Genomic DNA, 20,779 nt, shown 5'->3' on the forward strand with positions numbered 1-20,779 from the left:
GTTTTCCTGATATTTACCGATGGTGAGTGTCGCCAGCCGGTCGCTGAAAATGGCGGACCTGAATCTGGAAACCATTGCGTAAACCTACATAGAGGCTTTCCCCGGGAACGAGTCCCGCAGCGGTGGCCCAACGGGCCAGATCGTCCTGTTCAAAACCCAACCAGAGATCACCGCAGGCCTCCCTGGCCCAACTCTGGTTGTGGCTGCATAAATCTGTAATCAGCAAACTGCCGCCTGGTTGCAGCAGATTCGCCATCTGCTTGAGGGCTTCTGCCGGGGCCGCGAAATGGTGCAGGACCATATTCAGTACCACGCAGTCGGCCCGCAGGCTGGTGTCATTCAGGGCGTCTGCCAGCTGCAGGCGCACATTGCCCAGCGCCTCGCGCTCACATAACTGGCGGGCCAGCTCCAGCATCGCGGGGCTGTTGTCCAGCGCCGTGACCTGATGAAAACGGCGCGCCAGCTCCGGCAGGAAACCGCCGTCGCCGGGGCCCACTTCCAGTGCCGTCGCCTCATCACTGAAGCTCAGCTTGTCCAAAAGTGCCAGCACACTGTCGCGGTATTGCGCCAAGCCGGCAATCAGGTCCTGCTGGGCGCGAAACTTCTCGGCTACCCGTGAGAAAAAGTCCTGGCTGGCGGCGGCGCGTTGGCCGTGCACCTGGCTGATGCGCGACTGCACTTCAGCCGGCAGGGCCAGGCTGTCTATTTCGTCCAACAGCGCGGCATGCAGCTTTCCGCCCAACAGTTCGGTGTGGGGCAGGGCGCGGCGGTAAAAAATCGCATTGCCTTCACGGCGGGTGGCCACCAGGTCGGCCTGGGCCAGTACCTTCAAGTGGTGGCTCATGCCGGACTGGCCGATGGCGAAGATCTGCGCCAGCTCCAGCACTCCGAACGAGTCGTTGGTCAGCGCGCGCAACACATTCAGGCGCAACGGATCGCCGCCGGCCTTGCAGAGGGCTGCCAGCTCGTCGCTGTCGTCGGGGCGAATGGAAGATGCGCTTAAGTTCATAAGGCCAGCAGTCTAGAGGCGGTGGGAAAGCCCCGCAAGGTCAATATCAAAAAGTTTTGATATTGGTCGATAATCGGTGGTTATAAGCAGCCGCTATAACTCAGAGACGAACCGGTGAACAGTTTCTCCAGCCAATCCGCAGGAAAAACACCCACAAGTGACTATCTGTCATTGCCCGCAGGCGGTGGCTGAGGGAAAATGCCGATCCTTTTTTCCGTTTCTTTTATTCACTCTCGATTCAATAGCCTCAGGAGAACAGCGATGCCCAGCCGTCGTGAGCGTGCCAACGCCATTCGTGCCCTCAGCATGGATGCCGTGCAAAAAGCCAACAGCGGCCATCCCGGTGCCCCGATGGGCATGGCGGATATCGCCGAGGTGCTTTGGCGTGACTACCTGAAACACAACCCGAGCAACCCGTCGTTCGCCGACCGTGACCGGTTCATCCTGTCCAACGGCCACGGCTCGATGCTGATCTACTCGTTGCTGCACCTGACCGGCTACGACGTCACCATCGACGACCTGAAAAACTTCCGCCAGATCCACAGCCGCACCCCGGGCCACCCGGAATACGGCTACACCCCTGGCGTTGAGACCACCACCGGTCCACTGGGCCAAGGCCTGGCCAACGCCGTGGGCTTTGCCCTGGCTGAAAAAGTGCTGGGCGCTCAGTTCAACCGTCCAAACCACAATGTTGTCGACCACCACACCTATGTGTTCCTGGGTGATGGCTGCATGATGGAAGGCATTTCCCACGAAGTCGCTTCCCTGGCCGGTACCCTGGGCCTGGGCAAGCTGATTGCCTTCTACGATGACAACGGCATCTCCATCGACGGCGAAGTCGAAGGCTGGTTCACCGACGACACGCCAAAGCGTTTCGAAGCCTACAACTGGCAGGTGATCCGCAATGTCGACGGCCACGATCCTGAAGAGATCAAGACCGCCATCGACACCGCCCGCAAGAGCGAGCAGCCGACCCTGATCTGCTGCAAGACCACCATCGGCTTCGGTTCGCCGAACAAGCAAGGTAAAGAAGACTGCCACGGCGCCCCACTGGGTGACGCGGAAATCGCCCTGACCCGCGCTGCGCTGAAGTGGAACCACGGCCCGTTCGAAATCCCGGCCGACATCTACGCCGAGTGGGACGCCAAGGAAGCCGGTCTGGCTGCCGAAGCCGAGTGGGACCAGCGTTTCGCTGCCTACTCCGCCGAATTCCCGGAACTGGCCAACGAACTGGTACGCCGCCTGGCCGGTGACCTGCCTGCCGACTTCTCGGAAAAAGCCTCGGCCTACATCGCCGAAGTGGCTGCCAAGGGCGAAACCATCGCCAGCCGTAAAGCCAGCCAGAACGCCCTGAACGCGTTCGGCCCGCTGCTGCCTGAGTTCCTCGGCGGTTCGGCTGACCTGGCCGGTTCCAACCTGACCCTGTGGAAAGGTTGCAAAGGTGTCTCGGCGGAAGACGCCAGCGGCAACTACATGTACTACGGCGTGCGCGAGTTCGGCATGAGCGCCATCATGAACGGCGTTGCCCTGCACGGCGGCCTGGTGCCTTACGGCGCGACCTTCCTGATGTTCATGGAATACGCACGCAACGCTGTACGCATGGCGTCGCTGATGAAGAAGCGTGTGATCTTCGTCTACACCCACGACTCCATCGGCCTGGGCGAAGACGGCCCGACGCACCAGCCGGTCGAGCAACTGACCAGCCTGCGTACCACGCCGAACCTGGACACTTGGCGCCCATCGGACGCGGTCGAATCGGCTGTGGCCTGGAAGCACGCGATCGAGCGTAAAGACGGCCCTTCGGCGCTGATCTTCTCCCGCCAGAACCTGCAGCACCAAACCCGCGACGCGGCGCAGATCGAAGGCATCAGCCGTGGTGGCTACGTGCTCAAAGACTGCATCGGCGAGCCGGAGCTGATCCTGATCTCCACCGGTTCCGAAGTGGGCCTGGCGGTTCAAACGTACGACAAGCTGACCGCTGCTGGTCGCAACGTGCGTGTGGTTTCCATGCCTTGCACCAGCGTCTTCGAAGCCCAGGATGCCGACTACAAGCAATCGGTGTTGCCGTTGCAGGTCAGCGCGCGTATCGCCATCGAAGCGGCTCACGCCGACTACTGGTACAAGTACGTGGGCCTGGAAGGCCGCGTGATCGGCATGACCACCTACGGTGAGTCGGCGCCGGCGCCAGCGTTGTTCGAAGAGTTCGGTTTCACCCTGGAAAACATCCTGGGTCAGGCTGAAGAGCTGCTGGAAGACTAAGTAAGTCTGCGTTGTCTGTGCTGTTGCTATCGCGGGCAAGCCCGCTCCCACATTTGATCTCGGTCTAATGTGGGAGCGGGCTTGCCCGCGATGGCGATGGAACATTCAACACTGAACGAACATTAATCGAGAACCCCATGCCTCAACCGCGTCCCTACAAAGTTGCACTCAACGGCTACGGCCGGATTGGTCGTTGCGTCTTGCGTGCTCTGTTCGAGCGAGGGGCGGCTGCAGGGTTTGAAATTGTTGCGATCAACGATCTGGCTGACATGGCCAGCATTGAATACCTGACGCGCTTTGACTCCACCCATGGCCGGTTCCCCGGCGAAGTGCGGGTCGAAGACGACTGTCTGCATATTAATGGCACCTGCGTGAAGGTATTGCGCAGTGCCACCCCCGAGGGCATCGACTGGGCGGCGCTGGGCGTCGACCTGGTGCTGGAATGCTCCGGTGCTTATCACACCCGTGCCGATGGCCAGCGTTTTCTCGACGCCGGCGCGCCGCGCGTATTGTTCTCCCAGCCGATGGCCAGCGAGGCGGATGTCGACGCCACCATCGTCTACGGCGTCAACCAGGATTGCCTGACCGGCGCCGAATTGCTGGTGTCCAACGCCTCCTGCACCACCAACTGCGGCGTGCCGCTGTTGCGTCTGCTGGACCAGGCCATTGGCCTGGAATACGTGTCGATCACCACCATTCACTCGGCGATGAACGATCAGCCGGTGATCGATGCCTACCACCATGAAGACTTGCGTCGTACACGTTCGGCGTTTCAGTCAGTGATTCCGGTGTCTACCGGCCTCGCGCGCGGTATCGAGCGACTGTTGCCGGAACTTGCCGGGCGAATCCAGGCCAAAGCCGTACGGGTACCGACGGTGAATGTGTCGTGCCTGGACATCACCATGCAAACCGTCAGCGACACAGACGCCGGTGAAGTCAACCGGATCCTGCGCGACGCCGCCACCAGCGGCCCGCTCAAAGGCTTGTTGGCCTACACCGAGTTGCCGCACGCCAGCTGTGATTTCAACCATGACCCGCATTCGGCCATCGTCGATGCCAGCCAGACCCGCGTTTCCGGCCCGAGGCTGGTGAACATCCTGGCTTGGTTCGACAACGAATGGGGGTTTGCCAACCGAATGCTGGACGTTGCAGAACACTATCTGCAAACAGCCTCTCCACAACTTTAGCTCTCAGGAATTGCCACCCATGACCGTGTTGAAGATGACCGACCTCGATCTGCAAGGTAAGCGCGTACTGATCCGCGAAGACCTCAACGTCCCAGTCAAGGACGGTGTTGTCACCAGCGATGCGCGAATCCTGGCCTCGCTGCCGACCATCAAGCTGGCCCTGGAAAAAGGCGCGGCCGTGATGGTCTGCTCCCACTTGGGTCGCCCGACCGAAGGTGAATTCTCGGCAGAAAACAGCCTCAAGCCTGTGGCCGAGTACCTGAGCAAGGCCCTGGGCCGCGACGTGCCGCTGGTAGCCGACTACCTGAACGGCGTGGACGTTAAGGCCGGCGATATCGTGCTGTTCGAAAACGTACGCTTCAACAAGGGCGAGAAAAAGAACAGCGACGAACTGGCCCAGCAATACGCGGCCCTGTGCGACCTGTTCGTGATGGACGCTTTCGGCACCGCTCACCGTGCCGAGGGTTCGACCCACGGCGTGGCCAAGTTCGCCAAAGTGGCTGCAGCTGGCCCGTTGCTGGCGGCTGAACTGGACGCGCTGGGCAAGGCCCTGGGCGCTCCGGCCCAACCGATGGCGGCCATCGTTGCCGGCTCCAAGGTGTCCACCAAGCTCGACGTATTGAACAGCCTGAGCCAGATCTGCAACCAGTTGATCGTCGGCGGCGGCATTGCCAACACCTTCCTGGCTGCTGCCGGGCACCCGGTGGGTAAATCGCTGTACGAGCCAGACCTGCTGGACACTGCCCGCGCCATTGCCGCCAAGGTCAGCGTGCCACTGCCGGTAGACGTGGTGGTGGCCAAGGAGTTCGCGGAAAGCGCCGAAGCCACCGTCAAGCTGATCGCCGACGTTGCCGACGACGACATGATCCTGGATATCGGCCCGCAAACTGCAGCTAACTTCGCTGAACTGCTGAAGTCGTCCCGGACCATCCTGTGGAACGGCCCGGTCGGCGTGTTCGAGTTCGACCAGTTCGGCAACGGCACCAAAGTGCTGGCCCACGCCATCGCTGAAAGCTCGGCATTCTCCATCGCCGGCGGCGGTGACACCCTGGCCGCCATCGATAAATATGGCGTTGCTGACCAGATCTCCTACATTTCTACCGGTGGTGGTGCGTTCCTCGAATTCGTCGAAGGCAAGGTACTGCCAGCCGTTGAAGTGCTGGAAAGCCGGGCGAAGGGCTGAGGCACTTGCTGAGGAAAAGGAGCATTCCGATGATCAAGTCGTTGGCACTGGTGATCGCAGCGGGCCTGTTGGCCGGCTGCGGCAGCACGCCGAAAGCGGCGCCCGAGGCTGAAAAGCCCGGGGCTGCGCCGCGAACGAGTTGCTACCAGGCTGACTGGCAAGCCGAAACAATGCCGGTGATCAGCAAGCGCATCGGGCCCGACGGGTTGGAGAAATACGATTCCCCGCCCAAAGGTCAGGAACAGGGTTGCCCTTGACGGGTCTGATTCAATAACCGACAGCAGCGGTGGCCGCAGGTCGCCGCTTGAGGATTGGCAATGAAAGGCGTTTTCGCCCTGGCAGCACTGGCTTTATTGGCCGGATGCACCAACCTGAATATGTTCAATAAGCAGTCAGAGCCTGCCGACAAGTGGACCACCTGGACGTGTGACAGCCAGGCGCAGGTCAACTGGCGCTTTGCCGACCAGGCCCGCACCCAGGTGGATGTACGCCTCGGTGGTTCAGACCAGGTTTACCGCCTCAAGCAGGAAGTGGCGGCTTCGGGCGTGCTGTACAGCGACGGCCAGTTGGCCTTTCACACAAAAGGTGAGGAAGGCCTGGTTTACTGGGTTGCCACCGACGATTTGATCGGGCGCGGCTGTAAAGCGCACTAAACCCGACAGCAATAACGATTCAGCAGGGCAGGCATTGAAAGCCTGACCTTCAATAACTTGAATAGCAGCCGCCGCTACGGCAGGCTTGCACGATTAACGACCCTCGACCGGGAGAGAGACTCACAATGGCACTTATCAGCATGCGCCAGATGTTGGACCACGCAGCCGAATTCGGCTATGGCGTTCCAGCCTTCAACGTCAACAACCTTGAGCAGATGCGCGCCATCATGGAAGCCGCTGACAAGACTGACTCTCCAGTGATCGTCCAGGCTTCGGCCGGCGCACGCAAATACGCCGGTGCCCCATTCCTGCGTCACCTGATCCTCGCCGCGATCGAAGAATTCCCGCACATCCCGGTGTGCATGCACCAGGACCACGGCACCAGCCCTGACGTGTGCCAGCGCTCCATCCAGCTGGGCTTCAGCTCGGTAATGATGGACGGCTCCCTGGGCGAAGACGGCAAGACCCCAACCGACTACGAATACAACGTACGCGTCACCCAACAAACCGTGGCCATGGCTCACGCCTGCGGCGTTTCGGTTGAAGGTGAGCTGGGCTGCTTGGGTTCGCTGGAAACCGGCATGGCCGGTGAAGAAGACGGCATCGGCGCCGAAGGCGTACTGGATCACAGCCAAATGCTGACCGACCCGGAAGAAGCCGCTGACTTCGTGAAAAAGACCCAGGTTGACGCGCTGGCCATCGCCATCGGCACCAGCCACGGCGCCTACAAGTTCACCAAGCCACCTACCGGTGACGTGCTGGCGATCGACCGCATCAAGGAAATCCACAAACGCATCCCGAACACCCACCTGGTGATGCACGGTTCTTCTTCGGTTCCGCAAGAGTGGCTGGCGATCATCAACCAGTACGGCGGCGACATCAAAGAAACCTACGGCGTGCCGGTTGAAGAAATCGTTGAAGGCATCAAGTACGGCGTGCGCAAGGTCAACATCGACACCGACCTGCGCCTGGCCTCCACCGGGGCGATGCGTCGCCTGATGGCGACCAACCCGAGCGAATTTGACCCACGTAAATTCTTCGGCGCTACCGTGACTGCAATGCGTGATGTATGTATCGCGCGTTATGAGGCCTTCGGTACTGCGGGTAATGCTTCGAAGATCAAGCCGATCTCCCTGGAAGCGATGTACCAGCGTTACCTGAAAGGTGAGTTGAACGCCAAGGTTAACTAAGTCTTCTTGATTTTTGTAGTAGTAAAATAACCCGCCGATAGGCGGGTTATTTATGCGTATGATTTTTAAATTAGACAGTGTTTTTATCTATGACGCATTTAAAGAAATACGTAATTTCTCCGTTTATCGAGGTCTAACCTTGCTGAAAGTGAATGCGCCTAGATTTTTGCCTGCCCGAAACAGCGTCCCAGATAGAGTATTGTAAGGTGTTTCGGTCGAGGAAAGTTCAAACTGAACATCCCCGGCTGAAAAAGTTAGTGTAATGCCCTTGGACGGGGCAGGTTGAAATTTAAAATACGCGCTTTTTAAAGCTGTTCCTGCATCGGCAGGTCTCCCTGCATCTCGAAATAATCCTTCGAGCTTTCCTGATTCCTCATCTGCGGAAGAGAAGTAGATTTGGTAGTAGATCCCATCAAGAGGCTGCTCCATACCGTAAGAAGCTGTCGTAAGGTCAGCGTTTGCCCTGGCCATAATAAATTTCCTTTTGTCTTAGTTAAATGTTCTCTGGAGGTCCTGTTGGTGACCCCTGTTTATTTCATTTGGCAAGAAAACATTAGCCATGTGTATCGCTAAAAACACCTGTTATAAATGACAGTTTTTTATATAATTTGGCGATAGCTGCCGTGGGATAAAAGAATAAGGGCCAAAGATCTCAGATGTTTGGGTAAAAGAGATAAAGAGAGATAAAGGTGAGATAAAGGGGGCAGATTTATTTAAATTAGGGGCGATGCGTCGCCTGATGGCGACCAACCCGAGCGAGTTCGACCCACGTAAATTCTTCGGCGCTACCGTGACTGCCATGCGTGACGTGTGTATCGCGCGTTATGAAGCTTTCGGTACTGCGGGTAATGCTTCGAAGATTAAGCCGATCTCGTTGGAAGCGATGTACCAGCGTTACTTGAAAGGTGAGTTGAACGCCAAGGTGAACTGAGCCTTGGTTGTTTAAAAATAAGCCCGCAGCGATGCGGGCTTATTTTGTGGGAGGATATTTATAAAAAGCAGAGTCTTCTTTGCTTGTATTATGTATTTATACCTCTTCTGGATTGCTCAAATAACCCACGTTTTTCTCTACGATTTCAAAACTGAAAGCAATCTCGGTTTTACCTCCATTGGTTACAAGGTAAGAATATGAGAAAGAGATATCGACAGCGATGAAGTCGTAATATTGTATAACTCCTCTAGGGCCTTGAATGCAGATATCTTTATTGGTGACGGTCGAGAAGTCGTCTAGTGTCAGTTTTTATCATGGCTCTCTATTGACACAAGTTGTACTGGGAGTGCCGTGTCTGAAGCCGACCTCTAACCACTAGAGACTCCGATGGATTTTCCAAACTGCGGACCAGGTTCTCGAATGTAAATGACATATTCACCGTTTTCATAACGAAAGTAGAGCAGCGCACCGTCGTTTTTTTTAAGCATATTATTCAGGCATAAATAGCTGGTGTCTTTTAAGTTTGCATAACCACTCGTGCCCGCAACTGTTCTTTCTACCCCTCGAAAATTTCCCGTAACGCTAGATGCGTTTAATGTCAGTTCGTAGAAGCAGACTGCGTCCTTTCCATAACTCAACCGGGCAGTGAAAGATTTTTGGCGGTCTGTGCTCGTGATGTCACCTAATTAATAAATTTTATTTGATCTGTCAGAAGGGATGTTGTTTGTGATGCTGGTTTATTCCCGTCATTGTTATTTCAAATAAAAGGTTAAGTTGTTTTTTATGCGTGCGCACCTGTGAAATCTGACAGGTATTAAGATCTTTTAGCGATAGATGTTATTTTTATTTAGAAAGGCGGGATTATTTAACGCAGTCGCTCAGAAGCCCGCAGCGATGCGGGCTTTTTTCCTGAGATTTAATTAGATGGCTGCGGATGTATCGAAACCGCGGTATTCGATGACCCGGAATACATCGCTTACGTCCTGCACCAGGATACGGGCGGTATTGGCCACATTGTTCAGGTCACGCTCGGCGAAGTCCGGCAGGCTGGAGCAGGCCATCAGGTTGAGGTGTTCGAGGGCGGCGTTGAGGCGTTCACGCAGGCAGGCGTGCAGGTCCAGTAGCGGAGCGTCGCTGTCGATTAGCATGACGGGGTATTCGGTTGCCGTTTCGGTGCAGGGGGTGAAACGGCGGGGTGGCAGTTGTGGCTTCATGGCAAATCCTTAACTCAGAGAAGATTGGCCACCGTTTGCTGCGAAACAAATGAGGTGGCAGCTGTGCGCGGGTTCGCAGACCGAGGAGTTAAGACCCGGCAGACCCGAAGGTCTCCCACGCACAGCCGCCATAACAAACACGGCCGTCGGCATGAAAGCCGGGGCTGTTTTGACGGGTGCGGAATTAACTCTGTAGGGCTGCGAAACCCTATCGCCGATCAATACCGGCGACGGGGCGAACTATAAGCGCCGGTCCGATTCACCGCAACGGCCCCGTCGCACCGCCGGCTCCCACAGGGATCAGTGGTGTTTAATGGATTGTTGTTGAGCACCGAATGATCCTTGGGTCTTTAGGACTGTGCCTACGAGCCGCCAGCCTCACTCGTGGTCAATGTCCAGCTTGGCAAAGGTCACACGAGCGCCTTCCTTGCTGTTGCCGCTGTTGTCTTGCACGTAGGCACCGGCCTTGAAGTACAGCGGTTGTTTGCCCCACGCCGCGCCAATGCGTTCGTTCCATTGCCCGTTGGCGGCGTCGACACTCAGCAGGCCGGCTTTATTCAGGTGGATGACGTAGGTGAAGTCGCGGTCCAGCGGTACGTTTTCGGCGACGATGATCACCCGGCCTTCATCTTCATCGGGGCGCATGCGCACCTTGGCGACGATGTTGCCGGTCTGGGTTTTTTCCTTGTATTGGTATTCGACCTTGATCAGCGGTTTCTGGCTGTCATAGGCGTGAATCTGGCCGATGACGATCTTGCCGGAGGACGGCACCTGGTTGACCGCCAGGGTCGCGCGCAGGAAGTTGTCGGCATCGCTATACAGCCAGTTGCGCAGGCGGCCATCGGCGTAGGTTTCGCGCAGTTCGCTGCGGGGGTAAACAGCGTTTTCGGTACGCGTGCCGGTGACCGGGGTCCAGAATTGCACGCTGCTGCCTTCGGCCTGGAAGTATTGGTCCTTGAACCCGCTGAGCAGTTTCGGGGTGTCGATGGTCGAGGGCGGGGAGCCAACGGGGATGCTCAGGTTCCAGGTGGACAGATCAATCATTGAAAGCGCCTTAAACAGGGGGAGAAGGTTGCGACCCGAGGGTGGGTACTTTCTTTATAGGTGGCTGGAAATGGATTGTTAATGATTTTGTGGCGGATTGTTGGCGTCAGCCAAATGTCAAAAAGCCATGTTTCCCGTAAATCGGGGGCTGTAGACATTGACCGTTAGTCGGTTGCCTGAACTTTGGCGCCATGATGGCACTGTCATGGCTTCTGCTTTGGGGGTTCCGGGGCTAGAGTGAGTCCTTAATGTTCATCCGGTTTTGTCGTAAAAATGACCGGACTGACTTCGACGGAAGAGACGTAGCATGGAATGCGCTCCAATCAAGCCCCGCGATGGTTGTTCAGTGCTTTTGGTGGTCGATGACTATCCCGAAAACCTGATCAGCATGCGTGCGCTATTGCAGCGTGAAGACTGGCATGTGGTAACGGCGACGTCCGGGCTTGAAGCCTTGGGATTGCTGCTCGAGCATGACGTCGACCTGGTGTTGCTGGATGTGATGATGCCCGGCATGGACGGCTTCGAAGTCGCCCGGCTGATGCGCGGCAGCCAGCGCACGCAAATGACCCCGATCATCTTCCTCAGCGGCAATGCCCAATCCCCGGCGGCCGTGCTGGAAGGGTATGCCAGCGGCGCGATCGATTACCTGCTGAAACCCTTTGACCCCAATATCCTCAAGCCCAAGGTCCAGGCCCTGCTGGAGCACCAGCGCAACCGCCGCGCTTTGCAGCGCTTGAGCCATGACCTGGAATCGGCCCGGGCCTTCAACGCCTCGGTACTGGACAACGCCGCTGAAGGCATTTTGGTAGTGGGCGAAGACGGCGTGATCAGCTACGCCAACCCGGCGATTTCGCGGCTGCTGAATGCGCCGGTTGCCGAGTTGCAGGGCACTGAGTTCCTCGACTTTTTGCAGAAACCCCACGTGCCTGGCTGGTCCGACTCGGCGTTGTATGCAGGCTACAAGCGCGGTGAAACCTGGCGCCTGCACGACGCGATCCTGCGCACCGCGCCGGGCCAGCAACTGCCGGTGGCCATGTCGTGCGCGCCGTTGCCGGCCGAGCAGAAAGCCATGGTGGTGACGGTGCTGGACATGTCCGAGGTGCGCCACCTGCATCAGCAACTGGAGTTCCAGGCGGTCACCGACCCTTTGACTGGGCTGCTCAACCGGCGCGGCTTTCACCAGTCGGTGGAGAATGTGCTGTTGCGCAGCGAGCGTAACGAGCAGTCGCTGGTGCTGCTGTACCTGGACCTCGACGGGTTCAAGCGGGTCAATGACTCCCTCGGCCACGACGCTGGTGACCGGGTGTTGCGCTGGGTCTCGGAGCAGTTGAAAGCGTGCCTGCGCTCCTACGACATTCTCGGCCGTATGGGCGGTGATGAGTTCACCGCGCTGCTGGAGCTGGAATTCCCGGAGCAGGCGGCCAAGATTGCGGAAAAATTGATCGAGCGGGTGTCGATCTGTCAGCAGGTCGACGGGCTGGACGTGATGCTCGGCGTCAGTATCGGCATCGCCACTTTCCCGGACTGCGGCTCGGACCTCAACGGCCTGCTGCGCGCGGCGGACGTCGCCATGTACGAAGCCAAGCGCGCCGGGCGTCAGCAATATCGCTATTACGATCAGGAAATGAACGGCCGGGCCCGCTCGCGCCTGATGCTCGAAGACAGCGTGCGCAGCGCCATCGACAGCAAGGACTTCACCCTGGTGTACCAGCCGCAGGTGTCGTTGCACGACGGTCACCTGCGCGGCGTGGAGGCGCTGTTGCGCTGGCAGCATCCGAGCGTTGGTGACGTGCCGCCGGGACTGTTTTTGCCACTGCTGGAAGAGGCGCGGCTGATCAGCCAGTTGAGCGCCTGGATCTACCAACAGGTGGCCGCCCAGCGGCAGGCTTGGAACGCGGTGTTCAGCGATGAGCTGGTGCTGAGCGTGAGCTTGAGCAGCAGCCAGTTCAATATGCCGAACCTGGCCAGCCAGCTGCAGCAGGTGCTGGAGCGACATGGGTTACAAGGCCGGCAGTTGGAAGTGGAGATCAGCGAAGAAAGCCTGATGCACAACCTGGAAGAGTCCACCAAGCAACTCAAACTGCTGCGCCGGGCTGGCGTGCGTATTGCCCTGGATGACTTCGGCGCGGGCAACTGTTCCCTGGCGCACCTGCGGGACCTGGAATTCGACACCCTCAAGCTTGACCCCAAGCTGGTCGCCCGCCTGCCAGGCTCATCCCGGGATGCGGCGATGGCGCGGAGCATTATCGAGTTGTGCCGGCATTTCGACCTGCTGGTGATTGCCGAGGGCGTTGAGACCCGGGAGCAAGTTGAGTGGCTCAAGGCCAACGGTTGCCAGTTCATCCAGGGGCCGCAGGTGGCGCCGCCGTTGATGGTCGATGAAATCGCCGACTGGCACCTGCGCGCAGCGCCACGCTGAATTCGCTACACTGGCGCCCATTCAAATACCCGTTGTAGACCCCATGACCGCGCTGAAATACCTCCAGGCCTACCCCGCAGCATTGCAGGAGCAAGTGCGCCAGTTGATCGCCAAGGACCAACTGGGCGACTACCTGACGCAGCGCTACCCCGAGCGTCACGGCGTGCAGAGCGACAAAGCCCTGTACAGCTACGCCCAGGCCCTGAAGCAGGAACACCTGCGCAACGCGCCGGGCATCGACAAAGTGTTGTTCGATAACCGCCTGGACCTGACCCACCGCGCCCTCGGCCTGCACACCACCATCTCCCGGGTGCAGGGTGGCAACCTCAAGTCGAAGAAAGAAATCCGCATCGCCTCGCTGTTCAAGGAGGCTGCGCCGGAGTTTCTGCGCATGATCGTGGTACACGAACTGGCGCACTTCAAGGAATCGGACCACAACAAGGCGTTCTACAAACTCTGTGAATACATGTTGCCGGGCTACCATCAGGTGGAATTCGACCTGCGGGTGTACCTCACCTGGCGGGACATGCAGGGCAAGCCCTAACCTTCAAAGGCGATCGAGCATGGATGTGAGCAAGACCAAAAGCAGCTTCTACCGGCGCCTGTATGTGGCGTATCTGATCGACAGCCAGTTGGCCAGCAGCGTCCCGGCACTGACCGAGGCCACGGGTATGCCCCGGCGCACTGCCCAGGATACGATCGCGGCGTTGGCGGACCTGGACATTGTGTGTGAGTTTGAACAGGAAGACGGTGCCCGTAACCATGCGGGGCGCTATCGGATTCACAGTTGGGGCGCGATTGAGCCGCGCTGGATCGAGGCAAACCTAAGCCAGATCAAGCGTGTCCTGAATTACCCTTGACCCTTTGGCGAGTGAGCTTATTGTGGCGAGCGAGCTTGCTCGCGCTGGAGTGCGCAGCGCTCCCGCTGTTTTTGGGGCCGCTTCGCAGCCCAACGCGAGCAAGCTCGCTCGCCACATTAGCGTTGCCTGCCCTTAAGGTGCTCAGGCCCGGCGCATACCGATATGTGGAATATCATCTTCCAGGTATTCCTCACCTGCCACCACAAACCCGTATCGCCCGTAATACCCCTGCAAGTGCGCCTGGGCCGACAGGTAGATCGGTACTTCGGGCCATTGTTTCCCGGCCTGCCTGAGGGCCTCGTCCATCATCTGGTGGCCCAGACCGGTGCCCCGTGCGTTCGGCGCGACCAGCACCCGGCCAATCACCACATCGCCACCCTGGGATTCAGGATCAAGCAGGCGCAGGTAGGCCTGCAATTGACCGTCACCCCAAGCCATCAGGTGATGGGTATCACCGTCCAGGTCCTGGCCGTCGATGTCCTGGTAGACGCATTTCTGCTCGACAACGAAGACCTCCGAACGCAGGCGCAAAATGGCGTACAGCTGTTCCTTGCCCAGGTCACTGTGGTGTTTGCAGACCCATTCGACTGTCATGGTGTTCTCTCGGCTAATTGTCTGGTCAGGATAGTAAGCGCGTGGGAGACGAGTGTCTAAATTGCGGATTTTTGTGAGTGAAGTCAATTTGCCATCATTCAGTGCATTCGCCGCTGTCTTCTTTGTGTAATCTGCAGTACAGGCTCATTGATGAGCTACTGTTAAATCCTCGGGCTTGCCCCTGAGGTCAGGCCATAGAACGCCCGCCAAGGACTTGAGCATGCCGCGATTTTCTCGTGCCGTTGCTTTGATCGGTTTGTTGTTGCTGGCCCAGACGGCGGCGGCAGAACGTTTGCGCCTGGTAGCGGATGCCTGGCCGCCGTTTACCGATGCCACCCTGATCAATGGCGGGTTGGCCACTGACATCGTGACCACCGCCCTGGCCCGTGCCGGCTACTCCAGTGATTTTGAACAGGTGCCTTGGGCCCGGGCGCTCATGGGTGTGGGTGACGGGCGTTACGATGTGCTGATCAACGCCTGGTACGACGACGCGCGTACTCAGTTGGGGCAGTTTTCCGGCGAGTACCTGCTCAACCGGGTGCTGTTTCTAAAGCGCCGTGACGACGCCATCGAGTACCAGAACCTGCAGCAACTACACGACTATCCCATCGCGGTGGTGCGCGGGTATGCCTACTCGGCGGCGTTCGACGCCGATCCGCAATTGCAGAAAGTGCCTGTGCATAACTTCGCCATGGCGGTGCGCATGTTGGCGGCGCAGCGGGTGCGGCTGACGGTGGAAGATGAGTTTGTCGCCCGTTACTACCTGGCCCGGGAGTCTGCCACCGTGCGTAACGCGGTGGATTTTTTGCCGGTGCCGTTGAGCGAAAACAGCCTGCATATTCTGGTCAGCCTGAAAAACCCCCTGCATGAGCAGATCGTCGCCGGGTTTGATCGGGAGATCGCCAAGATGAAGGCGGATGGCAGTTATGCGCGGCTGATGAGGCAGCACGGGATGTAGCGAGGCTAATGGCCCCTTCGCGAGCAAGCCCGCTTCCACATTCGACCGCATTTCAAAGGTGGAACTCGGTTTAATGTGGGAGCGGGCTTGCTAGCGAAGGGGTTTAGGCTTCGCTGGTGTCTTTGATCAAGTGAGCCGCCAGTGTGCGCAACGGCCCCAGTTGCCGGCAGATCAACGCCAATTGCGTCTGCACCAGCCGCTGCCCTTCATCAATCTCATCCGGCATTTGCTCCAGACCCACCGCCAGCGCTTCCTCGGCATCACTCTGAATCGCGATCGGCTGCTTGTTGGCCAACCCCGTGGCGATTTCATCGATGCTTGCCGCCAGCGTCTTCCCGGCGCCGTCGATCAAGTGCTCACGCACCTCGGCCGGCAGCTGGGTTTCGCGGTGTGCACCGAGCCCCGACAGGTAGCTGAGCAGCGTGTGCGACAGCACCAGAAACCGGAACCCTACGTCCGCTTCCTTACGGAAGTGCCCCGGCTCCATCAGCATATTGGCCAGGGTGGTGGACAGCGCTGCGTCGGCGTTGTGCGCGTTGCGCCGGGCCAGGCGATAAGCCAGGTCGTCGCTTTTGCCGGCGGCGTACTGCTGCATGATCTGGCGCAGGTAGATGCTGTTGCAGGTCAGGGTGTTGGCCAGCACCTTGTTCAGCCGTCGGCCCTGCCAGTCCGGCAGGAACAGGAACACCGCCAGCCCGGCGATCAGGCTGCCGAGCAAGGTATCGAACAGCCGTGGCAGGAACAGGCCGTAACCGTCGCCCACCTGGTTGAAGCAGAACAGCACCATCAGTGTGATCGCGGCAGTCGCCAGGGTGTAGCGCGTGGTGCGGTTGATAAAGAACACCAGGCCTGCGGCGATGGCGAACATCGACTGGATCAGCGGGTTGGGGAACAGGTCGAACAGCGCCCAGGCGATGGTCAGGCCGATGGCGGTGCCGATGATCCGCTGGCCCAGCTTGCGACGGGTGGCGCCGTAGTTCGGCTGGCACACGAACAAGGTGGTGAGGATGATCCAGTAGCCCTGGGACGGGTGGATCAAGTGCACCATCCAGTAGCCGATACTCAGCGCCAGGGGCAGGCGCAGGGCGTGGCGGAACAGCAAGGAGGTCGGCGTCAGCTGCGTGCGCAGGCGTGTCCACATTTCCTTGAGGTTGCGCGGGGCACGGTCCAGCAGGCTGCTGTCGGTGGCATCGGCCAGGCTGTCGGGGTTGGCCGCATCGCCGAGCAGGCGGTCCAGGGTCGACAGGTTGGCCGCCAGGGCGCGCAGGGACCGCAGCAGGCCGCGCCAGGCCGGGTTGCTCTGGATGCGCAGGTGTTCCAGGGAGGCGTTCAGGTCGCCCAGCGCCTCGGCGAAGCTGGCGTCATAGACGAAGGGCTGGCGCAACTGGATCGATTCGGCGAGGGTCTGGCAGGCCTTGCCTTGCTGGCGCAGCAGGCGCTGGCAGCGGAACAGCACGTCGCTGTGGAAGAAGGCTTCGGCGAGGGCGTTGTAAGGGTAGTGCGAGGAGCTGGCGCGTTCGTGGATGTCCTGGGCCAGGAAGTACAGCTTGAGGTAGCGGCTGACCTTGGAGCCCGGGCGGCCATTGCCAACGCGGTGCAGGATGATTTCCTTGGCGGCGTTCAGCGCCGCCACCACCCGGCCATTTTGCTGCGCCAGTTCCAGGCGCCGCGCTTCCACATCCAGTTGGCGGATCGGCTCGAACAGCGACGACTTGAGCTTGAGGTAACGCCCCAGCTCGCGAAACAGCCGCGCCAGGCTCTGCTGCACCGGCTGGTTGGAAAACAGCACCTGCCACAGTACCGAGAGCGCGCCGTACCAGGCAGCACCCGCCACCAGCAGCAAGGGTTCATGCCAGAAGTCGGTAACAGCGCCACCGCGCTGGTCCACGCCGATCATGGTATAGACCGAGAGAATCAGGGTGCCCGACGCGATCGCTCCATAACGCTCGCCCAGCGCACCGAGCATGGTCAGGCCGAAGCTGGCCAGGGCCAGGGCAATCGCGAAGATCCAGGGGTAGGGGAAGAGCAGTTCGACGGACAGCGCCGCGGTGCTGAAGCACACCAAGGTCACGGCCAGGCCGTTGAGCCGGCCCTGCCAGTTGTCATCGGTCTCGGCCAGGGCGCTGGCGATAATCCCCAGGAACAACGGGATCAGCAGCGCCATTTCATTCTGGTACCAGCACAGCGCCATGCTGCCGGTAAGGGCGATGAATACCCGTACGCTGTAACTGAACTTATCCAGTGCCCAAAGGCGCCGCATGGACTGCTTGAAGGTGGTCGATGACATGAAGTCTGGGGTCTTCCGGGACGATGTCGCTAAATTGAGCCAGTAATGACGCCACGGCAAGCGTGGCGATCACATCCGACAGCAAAATTTATTCCAGTCGTTACTTTCAAGAACACCATAAACCCGATGTGGGAGCGGCGGTGCGACGATTCGACTTGCTCGCGAATGCGGTGTGTCAGCTAATACATCTGTGACTGATACACCGCCTTCGCGAGCAAGCCCGCTCCCACATTTTTTACCGCGTCGTGTCAGGCAAATTGGGCGGCTGCATAACCGGAAGCCCAAGCCCACTGGAAATTGAACCCGCCCAGGTGACCGGTCACATCCAACACTTCCCCAATGAAGTACAAACCGGGGCTTTTCAGGGATTCCATGGTCTTGGACGAGACTTCGCGCGTGTCCACGCCCCCCAGGGTGACCTCGGCGGTGCGATAGCCTTCCGTACCGGCGGGTACCAACTGCCAGCTCCCCAGTTTGCCGGCGATGTCGGCAATCTCGGCGTGGGTGTACTGCTTCATCGGCTTGGAAACGAACCACGTTTCGGCCAGCAGGTTGGCCATCTTCTTGGTGAAGATTTCACCCAGCAGGGTTTTCAGCTCGCTGTTCGGGCGCTCGACCTGTTGCTCTTGCAGCCAGGCGTGGGCGTCGTGGTCGGGCAGCAGGTTGATTTCCACGGTGTCGCCGGGTTCCCAGTACGAGGAAATCTGCAAGATCGCCGGCCCGCTCAGGCCGCGGTGGGTAAACAGGATGTTCTCGCGAAAGCTCTGGTCGTTGCAGCTCACCAGGCAATCCACGGAAGTGCCGGACAGCTCGCCGCACAACGCCTTGAGCTGATCGGTGATGGTGAATGGCACCAGCCCGGCGCGGGTCGGCAGCAGTTCATGGCCGAATTGCTTGGCCACTTGGTAACCAAAACCGGTGGCGCCCAGGGTCGGAATCGACAACCCGCCCGTGGCGATCACCAGCGACTCGCAACTCAGCTCACCCAGGGTGGTTTGCAACTGATAGCCGGCTTCCAGCTTGGCAATCTCCTGCACCGAGGTGTCCAGGTGCATGCTCACACCCACCTGAATGCACTCATCCAGCAGCATCCCGAGGATGTCGCTGGACTTGTTGTCGCAGAACAGCTGGCCGAGCTTTTTCTCGTGGTACGGCACGCCGTGCTTGGCCACTAGCCCGATGAAATCCCACTGGGTATAGCGGGCCAGGGCGGATTTGCAGAAGTGCGCGTTGTGGGAGAGGAAGTTGGCGGGCTCGGTGTACATATTGGTGAAATTGCAGCGGCCACCGCCGGACATCAGGATCTTTTTGCCGGCCTTGTTCGCGTGGTCGATCAACATCACCTTGCGCCCACGCCCGGCGGCGGTCAGCGCACACATCAAGCCTGCGGCGCCGGCGCCAATGATCACAACTTCGGTCGAGCGCACAGCAATGTCCTCATACAAATTCTGAATTGGAATACAGTCAAATGTGGGAGCGGGCTTGCTCGCGAAGGCGGAGTGTCAGTCACCGAATCTGTCGACCGATACACCGCCTTCGCGAGCAAGCCCGCTCCCACATTAGTTCTTCACCAGCCGGGAGATCTTTACAGAATGCGCACGCGCAACGAACGGCCTTTGATCTTGCCGTCATTCAAGCGCTGCAGCGCTTGCTTGGCGATCCCGCGTTCCACGGCCACGAAGGCCTGGAAATCAAAAATCGCGATCTTGCCGACCTGTGCACCCGGAATCCCGGCGTCACCGGTCAGTGCGCCAAGGATATCGCCCGGGCGAACCTTGTCTTTACGGCCAGCGGCAATGCACAGGGTGCTCATCACCGGCAGCAACGGGCCGCCACTCTGAGGCTTGAGGTTGTCCAGTTGGTCCCAGTTCAGCGGCGACTTCTGCAGTTGCTCGATGGCTTGGGCGCGATGGGCTTCGGAAGGCGCAACCAGGCTGATAGCGATGCCCGTCTCACCAGCACGGCCGGTACGGCCCACGCGGTGGATGTGGATTTCCGAGTCGCGGGCCAGTTCGACGTTGATCACCATGTCCAGTGCATCAATGTCCAAACCACGGGCGGCAACGTCGGTGGCAACCAGTACCGAGGTGCTGCGGTTGGCAAACATCGCCAGCACCTGGTCACGGTCGCGCTGTTCCAGGTCGCCATGCAGGCCGACGGCGGAGATGCCCTTGGCGGTCAAGTGGTCGACAGTTTCCTGCACTTGCTGCTTGGTGAAGCAGAAGGCCACGCAGGAAGCCGGACGGAAGTGCGCCAGGACCTTGGTCACCGCGTCCATGCGCTCTTCCGGGGAAATCTCGTAGAAGCGCTGCTCGATCTGATCGTCCGAGTGGAAGGCTTCGGCTTTAACCTGCTGCGGCGCGCGCATGAATTTCGAGGCCAACTGCTTGATGCTCACCGGGTAGGTGGCCGAGAACAGCAGGGTCTGGCGGCGGGCCGGGGTCTTGCTGATGATGTCTTCGATGGCGTCGTAGAAGCCCATGTCGAGCATACGGTCGGCTTCATCGAGGATCAGCGTGTTCAAGCCGTCCAGAACCAGCGAACCCTTGCGCAGGTGCTGCTGGATGCGGCCCGGGGTGCCGACGATGACGTGGGCGCCGTGTTCCAGCGAAGCGATCTGCGGGCCGAGGGACACGCCGCCGCACAGGGTCAACACCTTGATGTTGTCTTCGGCGCGGGCCAGGCGACGAATTTCTTTCGCCACCTGGTCAGCCAGCTCGCGCGTCGGGCACATCACCAGTGCCTGGCAGCCAAAGTAACGCGGGTTGATCGGGTTCAGCAGGCCGATGCCGAAGGCCGCGGTTTTGCCGCTGCCGGTCTTGGCCTGGGCGATCAGGTCCAGCCCTTTGAGGATCACCGGCAAGCTTTGCGCCTGGATCTGCGTCATCTCGACATAACCCAGAGAGTCGAGGTTAGCCAGCATGGCGGCGGAGAGCGGCAAAGTATTAAAAGCGGTGGCGATGGTAGTCACGGGACTGGCTCTGCAAAACA

The 20,779-nt window shown here is 59.3% G+C and carries 18 protein-coding genes and 1 pseudogene; 11 read left to right on the forward strand and 8 right to left on the reverse strand.

Going from position 1 to position 20,779, the window contains the following annotated elements; translation table 11 throughout:
- Positions 1 to 13 precede the first annotated feature (13 nt).
- Positions 14 to 1,009, reverse strand: coding sequence for a metalloregulator ArsR/SmtB family transcription factor (locus CEC48_RS20055; RefSeq protein WP_088425329.1), 996 nt, complete (start codon positions 1,007 to 1,009; stop codon positions 14 to 16).
- Between the two features lie 261 nt (positions 1,010 to 1,270).
- Between CEC48_RS20055 and tkt the strand changes: the two genes are divergently transcribed.
- The 6 genes from tkt to fba all read left to right on the forward strand — a co-directional run bounded on the left by tkt (position 1,271) and on the right by fba (position 7,481).
- The gene (gene tkt, locus CEC48_RS20060; RefSeq protein ID WP_088425330.1) at positions 1,271 to 3,268 is read left to right on the forward strand and encodes a transketolase; all 1,998 of its coding nucleotides are present in this window, start codon (positions 1,271 to 1,273) and stop codon (positions 3,266 to 3,268) included.
- Positions 3,269 to 3,405: 137 nt separating this feature from the next.
- Positions 3,406 to 4,455 (forward strand): erythrose-4-phosphate dehydrogenase, encoded by a 1,050-nt coding sequence (gene epd, locus CEC48_RS20065; protein ID WP_088425331.1) that lies wholly within the window; start codon positions 3,406 to 3,408, stop codon positions 4,453 to 4,455.
- Positions 4,456 to 4,474: 19 nt separating this feature from the next.
- Complete coding sequence (locus CEC48_RS20070; protein WP_088425332.1) at positions 4,475 to 5,638, forward strand: phosphoglycerate kinase; 1,164 nt, start codon at positions 4,475 to 4,477, stop codon at positions 5,636 to 5,638.
- A gap of 29 nt (positions 5,639 to 5,667) precedes the next feature.
- Positions 5,668 to 5,895 (forward strand): hypothetical protein, encoded by a 228-nt coding sequence (locus CEC48_RS20075; RefSeq protein ID WP_088425333.1) that lies wholly within the window; start codon positions 5,668 to 5,670, stop codon positions 5,893 to 5,895.
- Between the two features lie 60 nt (positions 5,896 to 5,955).
- Positions 5,956 to 6,291, forward strand: coding sequence for an MliC family protein (locus CEC48_RS20080; protein WP_088425334.1), 336 nt, complete (start codon positions 5,956 to 5,958; stop codon positions 6,289 to 6,291).
- A 125-nt stretch (positions 6,292 to 6,416) separates the two neighbouring features.
- Entirely contained in the window at positions 6,417 to 7,481 is a 1,065-nt protein-coding gene (fba, locus tag CEC48_RS20085; RefSeq protein ID WP_003177554.1) for a class II fructose-bisphosphate aldolase, read from the forward strand.
- 123 nt (positions 7,482 to 7,604) lie between these two features.
- Here fba and CEC48_RS31175 read toward each other — a convergent pair whose 3' ends face one another.
- Positions 7,605 to 7,952 carry a hypothetical protein gene (locus tag CEC48_RS31175; protein ID WP_141099692.1) on the reverse strand — a complete coding sequence of 116 codons (348 nt, stop codon included), beginning with the start codon at positions 7,950 to 7,952 and terminating at the stop codon, positions 7,605 to 7,607.
- A 238-nt stretch (positions 7,953 to 8,190) separates the two neighbouring features.
- Here CEC48_RS31175 and CEC48_RS20090 point away from each other — a divergent pair.
- Positions 8,191 to 8,412: pseudogene (locus tag CEC48_RS20090) on the forward strand (fructose-1,6-bisphosphate aldolase); the annotation flags it as partial.
- 920 nt (positions 8,413 to 9,332) lie between these two features.
- On the opposite strand, the gene CEC48_RS20095 reads toward CEC48_RS20090, so the two are convergent.
- Together CEC48_RS20095 and CEC48_RS20100 are read right to left on the reverse strand one after the other, a co-directional pair.
- The gene (locus CEC48_RS20095; RefSeq protein WP_088425336.1) at positions 9,333 to 9,626 is read right to left on the reverse strand and encodes a fructose-bisphosphate aldolase; all 294 of its coding nucleotides are present in this window, start codon (positions 9,624 to 9,626) and stop codon (positions 9,333 to 9,335) included.
- Positions 9,627 to 10,004: 378 nt separating this feature from the next.
- The gene (locus CEC48_RS20100; protein WP_088425337.1) at positions 10,005 to 10,670 is read right to left on the reverse strand and encodes a polysaccharide lyase family 7 protein; all 666 of its coding nucleotides are present in this window, start codon (positions 10,668 to 10,670) and stop codon (positions 10,005 to 10,007) included.
- A 307-nt stretch (positions 10,671 to 10,977) separates the two neighbouring features.
- On the opposite strand from CEC48_RS20100, the gene CEC48_RS20105 reads away from it, so the two are divergent.
- From CEC48_RS20105 to CEC48_RS20115, 3 genes are read left to right on the forward strand one after another with little or no spacing between them, the layout of a single operon-like run.
- Entirely contained in the window at positions 10,978 to 13,089 is a 2,112-nt protein-coding gene (locus tag CEC48_RS20105) for a bifunctional diguanylate cyclase/phosphodiesterase (RefSeq protein ID WP_088425338.1), read from the forward strand.
- Positions 13,090 to 13,132: 43 nt separating this feature from the next.
- Positions 13,133 to 13,633: a M48 family metallopeptidase gene (locus CEC48_RS20110; protein ID WP_088425339.1), complete on the forward strand. Its 501-nt coding sequence runs from the start codon at positions 13,133 to 13,135 to the stop codon at positions 13,631 to 13,633.
- A gap of 19 nt (positions 13,634 to 13,652) precedes the next feature.
- A complete protein-coding gene (locus CEC48_RS20115) occupies positions 13,653 to 13,949 on the forward strand; it encodes a helix-turn-helix domain-containing protein (protein ID WP_088425340.1) in 297 nt (98 codons plus the stop codon).
- 141 nt (positions 13,950 to 14,090) lie between these two features.
- Here the strand turns inward: CEC48_RS20115 and CEC48_RS20120 are convergent, their stop codons facing one another.
- The gene (locus tag CEC48_RS20120; RefSeq protein WP_088425341.1) at positions 14,091 to 14,543 is read right to left on the reverse strand and encodes a GNAT family N-acetyltransferase; all 453 of its coding nucleotides are present in this window, start codon (positions 14,541 to 14,543) and stop codon (positions 14,091 to 14,093) included.
- Positions 14,544 to 14,763: 220 nt separating this feature from the next.
- On the opposite strand from CEC48_RS20120, the gene CEC48_RS20125 reads away from it, so the two are divergent.
- Positions 14,764 to 15,501, forward strand: coding sequence for an ABC transporter substrate-binding protein (locus tag CEC48_RS20125; RefSeq protein ID WP_088425342.1), 738 nt, complete (start codon positions 14,764 to 14,766; stop codon positions 15,499 to 15,501).
- Positions 15,502 to 15,604: 103 nt separating this feature from the next.
- On the opposite strand, the gene yccS is transcribed toward CEC48_RS20125, so the two are convergent.
- The 3 genes from yccS to dbpA form a co-directional block, all read right to left on the reverse strand.
- On the reverse strand, positions 15,605 to 17,788 hold the full coding sequence (yccS, locus tag CEC48_RS20130; protein WP_088425343.1) for a YccS family putative transporter: 2,184 nt from the start codon (positions 17,786 to 17,788) through the stop codon (positions 15,605 to 15,607).
- A gap of 248 nt (positions 17,789 to 18,036) precedes the next feature.
- On the reverse strand, positions 18,037 to 19,215 hold the full coding sequence (locus CEC48_RS20135; RefSeq protein ID WP_088425344.1) for an NAD(P)/FAD-dependent oxidoreductase: 1,179 nt from the start codon (positions 19,213 to 19,215) through the stop codon (positions 18,037 to 18,039).
- 158 nt (positions 19,216 to 19,373) lie between these two features.
- On the reverse strand, positions 19,374 to 20,711 hold the full coding sequence (dbpA, locus tag CEC48_RS20140; RefSeq protein WP_237151081.1) for an ATP-dependent RNA helicase DbpA: 1,338 nt from the start codon (positions 20,709 to 20,711) through the stop codon (positions 19,374 to 19,376).
- Positions 20,712 to 20,779: the final 68 nt, after the last annotated feature.

The sequence above is a fragment of the Pseudomonas sp. K2I15 genome, from assembly GCF_002204795.1.
In the GTDB taxonomy this organism is placed as follows: Bacteria; Pseudomonadota; Gammaproteobacteria; order Pseudomonadales; family Pseudomonadaceae; genus Aquipseudomonas.

Coding starts and splice junctions, on each gene's coding strand:
- CEC48_RS20055 (WP_088425329.1), bottom strand. CDS start 1,009: ATGAACTTAAGCGCATCTTCCATTCGCCCCGACGACAGCGACGAGCTG.
- tkt (WP_088425330.1), top strand. CDS start 1,271: ATGCCCAGCCGTCGTGAGCGTGCCAACGCCATTCGTGCCCTCAGCATG.
- epd (WP_088425331.1), top strand. CDS start 3,406: ATGCCTCAACCGCGTCCCTACAAAGTTGCACTCAACGGCTACGGCCGG.
- CEC48_RS20070 (WP_088425332.1), top strand. CDS start 4,475: ATGACCGTGTTGAAGATGACCGACCTCGATCTGCAAGGTAAGCGCGTA.
- CEC48_RS20075 (WP_088425333.1), top strand. CDS start 5,668: ATGATCAAGTCGTTGGCACTGGTGATCGCAGCGGGCCTGTTGGCCGGC.
- CEC48_RS20080 (WP_088425334.1), top strand. CDS start 5,956: ATGAAAGGCGTTTTCGCCCTGGCAGCACTGGCTTTATTGGCCGGATGC.
- fba (WP_003177554.1), top strand. CDS start 6,417: ATGGCACTTATCAGCATGCGCCAGATGTTGGACCACGCAGCCGAATTC.
- CEC48_RS31175 (WP_141099692.1), bottom strand. CDS start 7,952: ATGGCCAGGGCAAACGCTGACCTTACGACAGCTTCTTACGGTATGGAG.
- CEC48_RS20095 (WP_088425336.1), bottom strand. CDS start 9,626: ATGAAGCCACAACTGCCACCCCGCCGTTTCACCCCCTGCACCGAAACG.
- CEC48_RS20100 (WP_088425337.1), bottom strand. CDS start 10,670: ATGATTGATCTGTCCACCTGGAACCTGAGCATCCCCGTTGGCTCCCCG.
- CEC48_RS20105 (WP_088425338.1), top strand. CDS start 10,978: ATGGAATGCGCTCCAATCAAGCCCCGCGATGGTTGTTCAGTGCTTTTG.
- CEC48_RS20110 (WP_088425339.1), top strand. CDS start 13,133: ATGACCGCGCTGAAATACCTCCAGGCCTACCCCGCAGCATTGCAGGAG.
- CEC48_RS20115 (WP_088425340.1), top strand. CDS start 13,653: ATGGATGTGAGCAAGACCAAAAGCAGCTTCTACCGGCGCCTGTATGTG.
- CEC48_RS20120 (WP_088425341.1), bottom strand. CDS start 14,543: ATGACAGTCGAATGGGTCTGCAAACACCACAGTGACCTGGGCAAGGAA.
- CEC48_RS20125 (WP_088425342.1), top strand. CDS start 14,764: ATGCCGCGATTTTCTCGTGCCGTTGCTTTGATCGGTTTGTTGTTGCTG.
- yccS (WP_088425343.1), bottom strand. CDS start 17,788: ATGTCATCGACCACCTTCAAGCAGTCCATGCGGCGCCTTTGGGCACTG.
- dbpA (WP_237151081.1), bottom strand. CDS start 20,711: ATGCTGGCTAACCTCGACTCTCTGGGTTATGTCGAGATGACGCAGATC.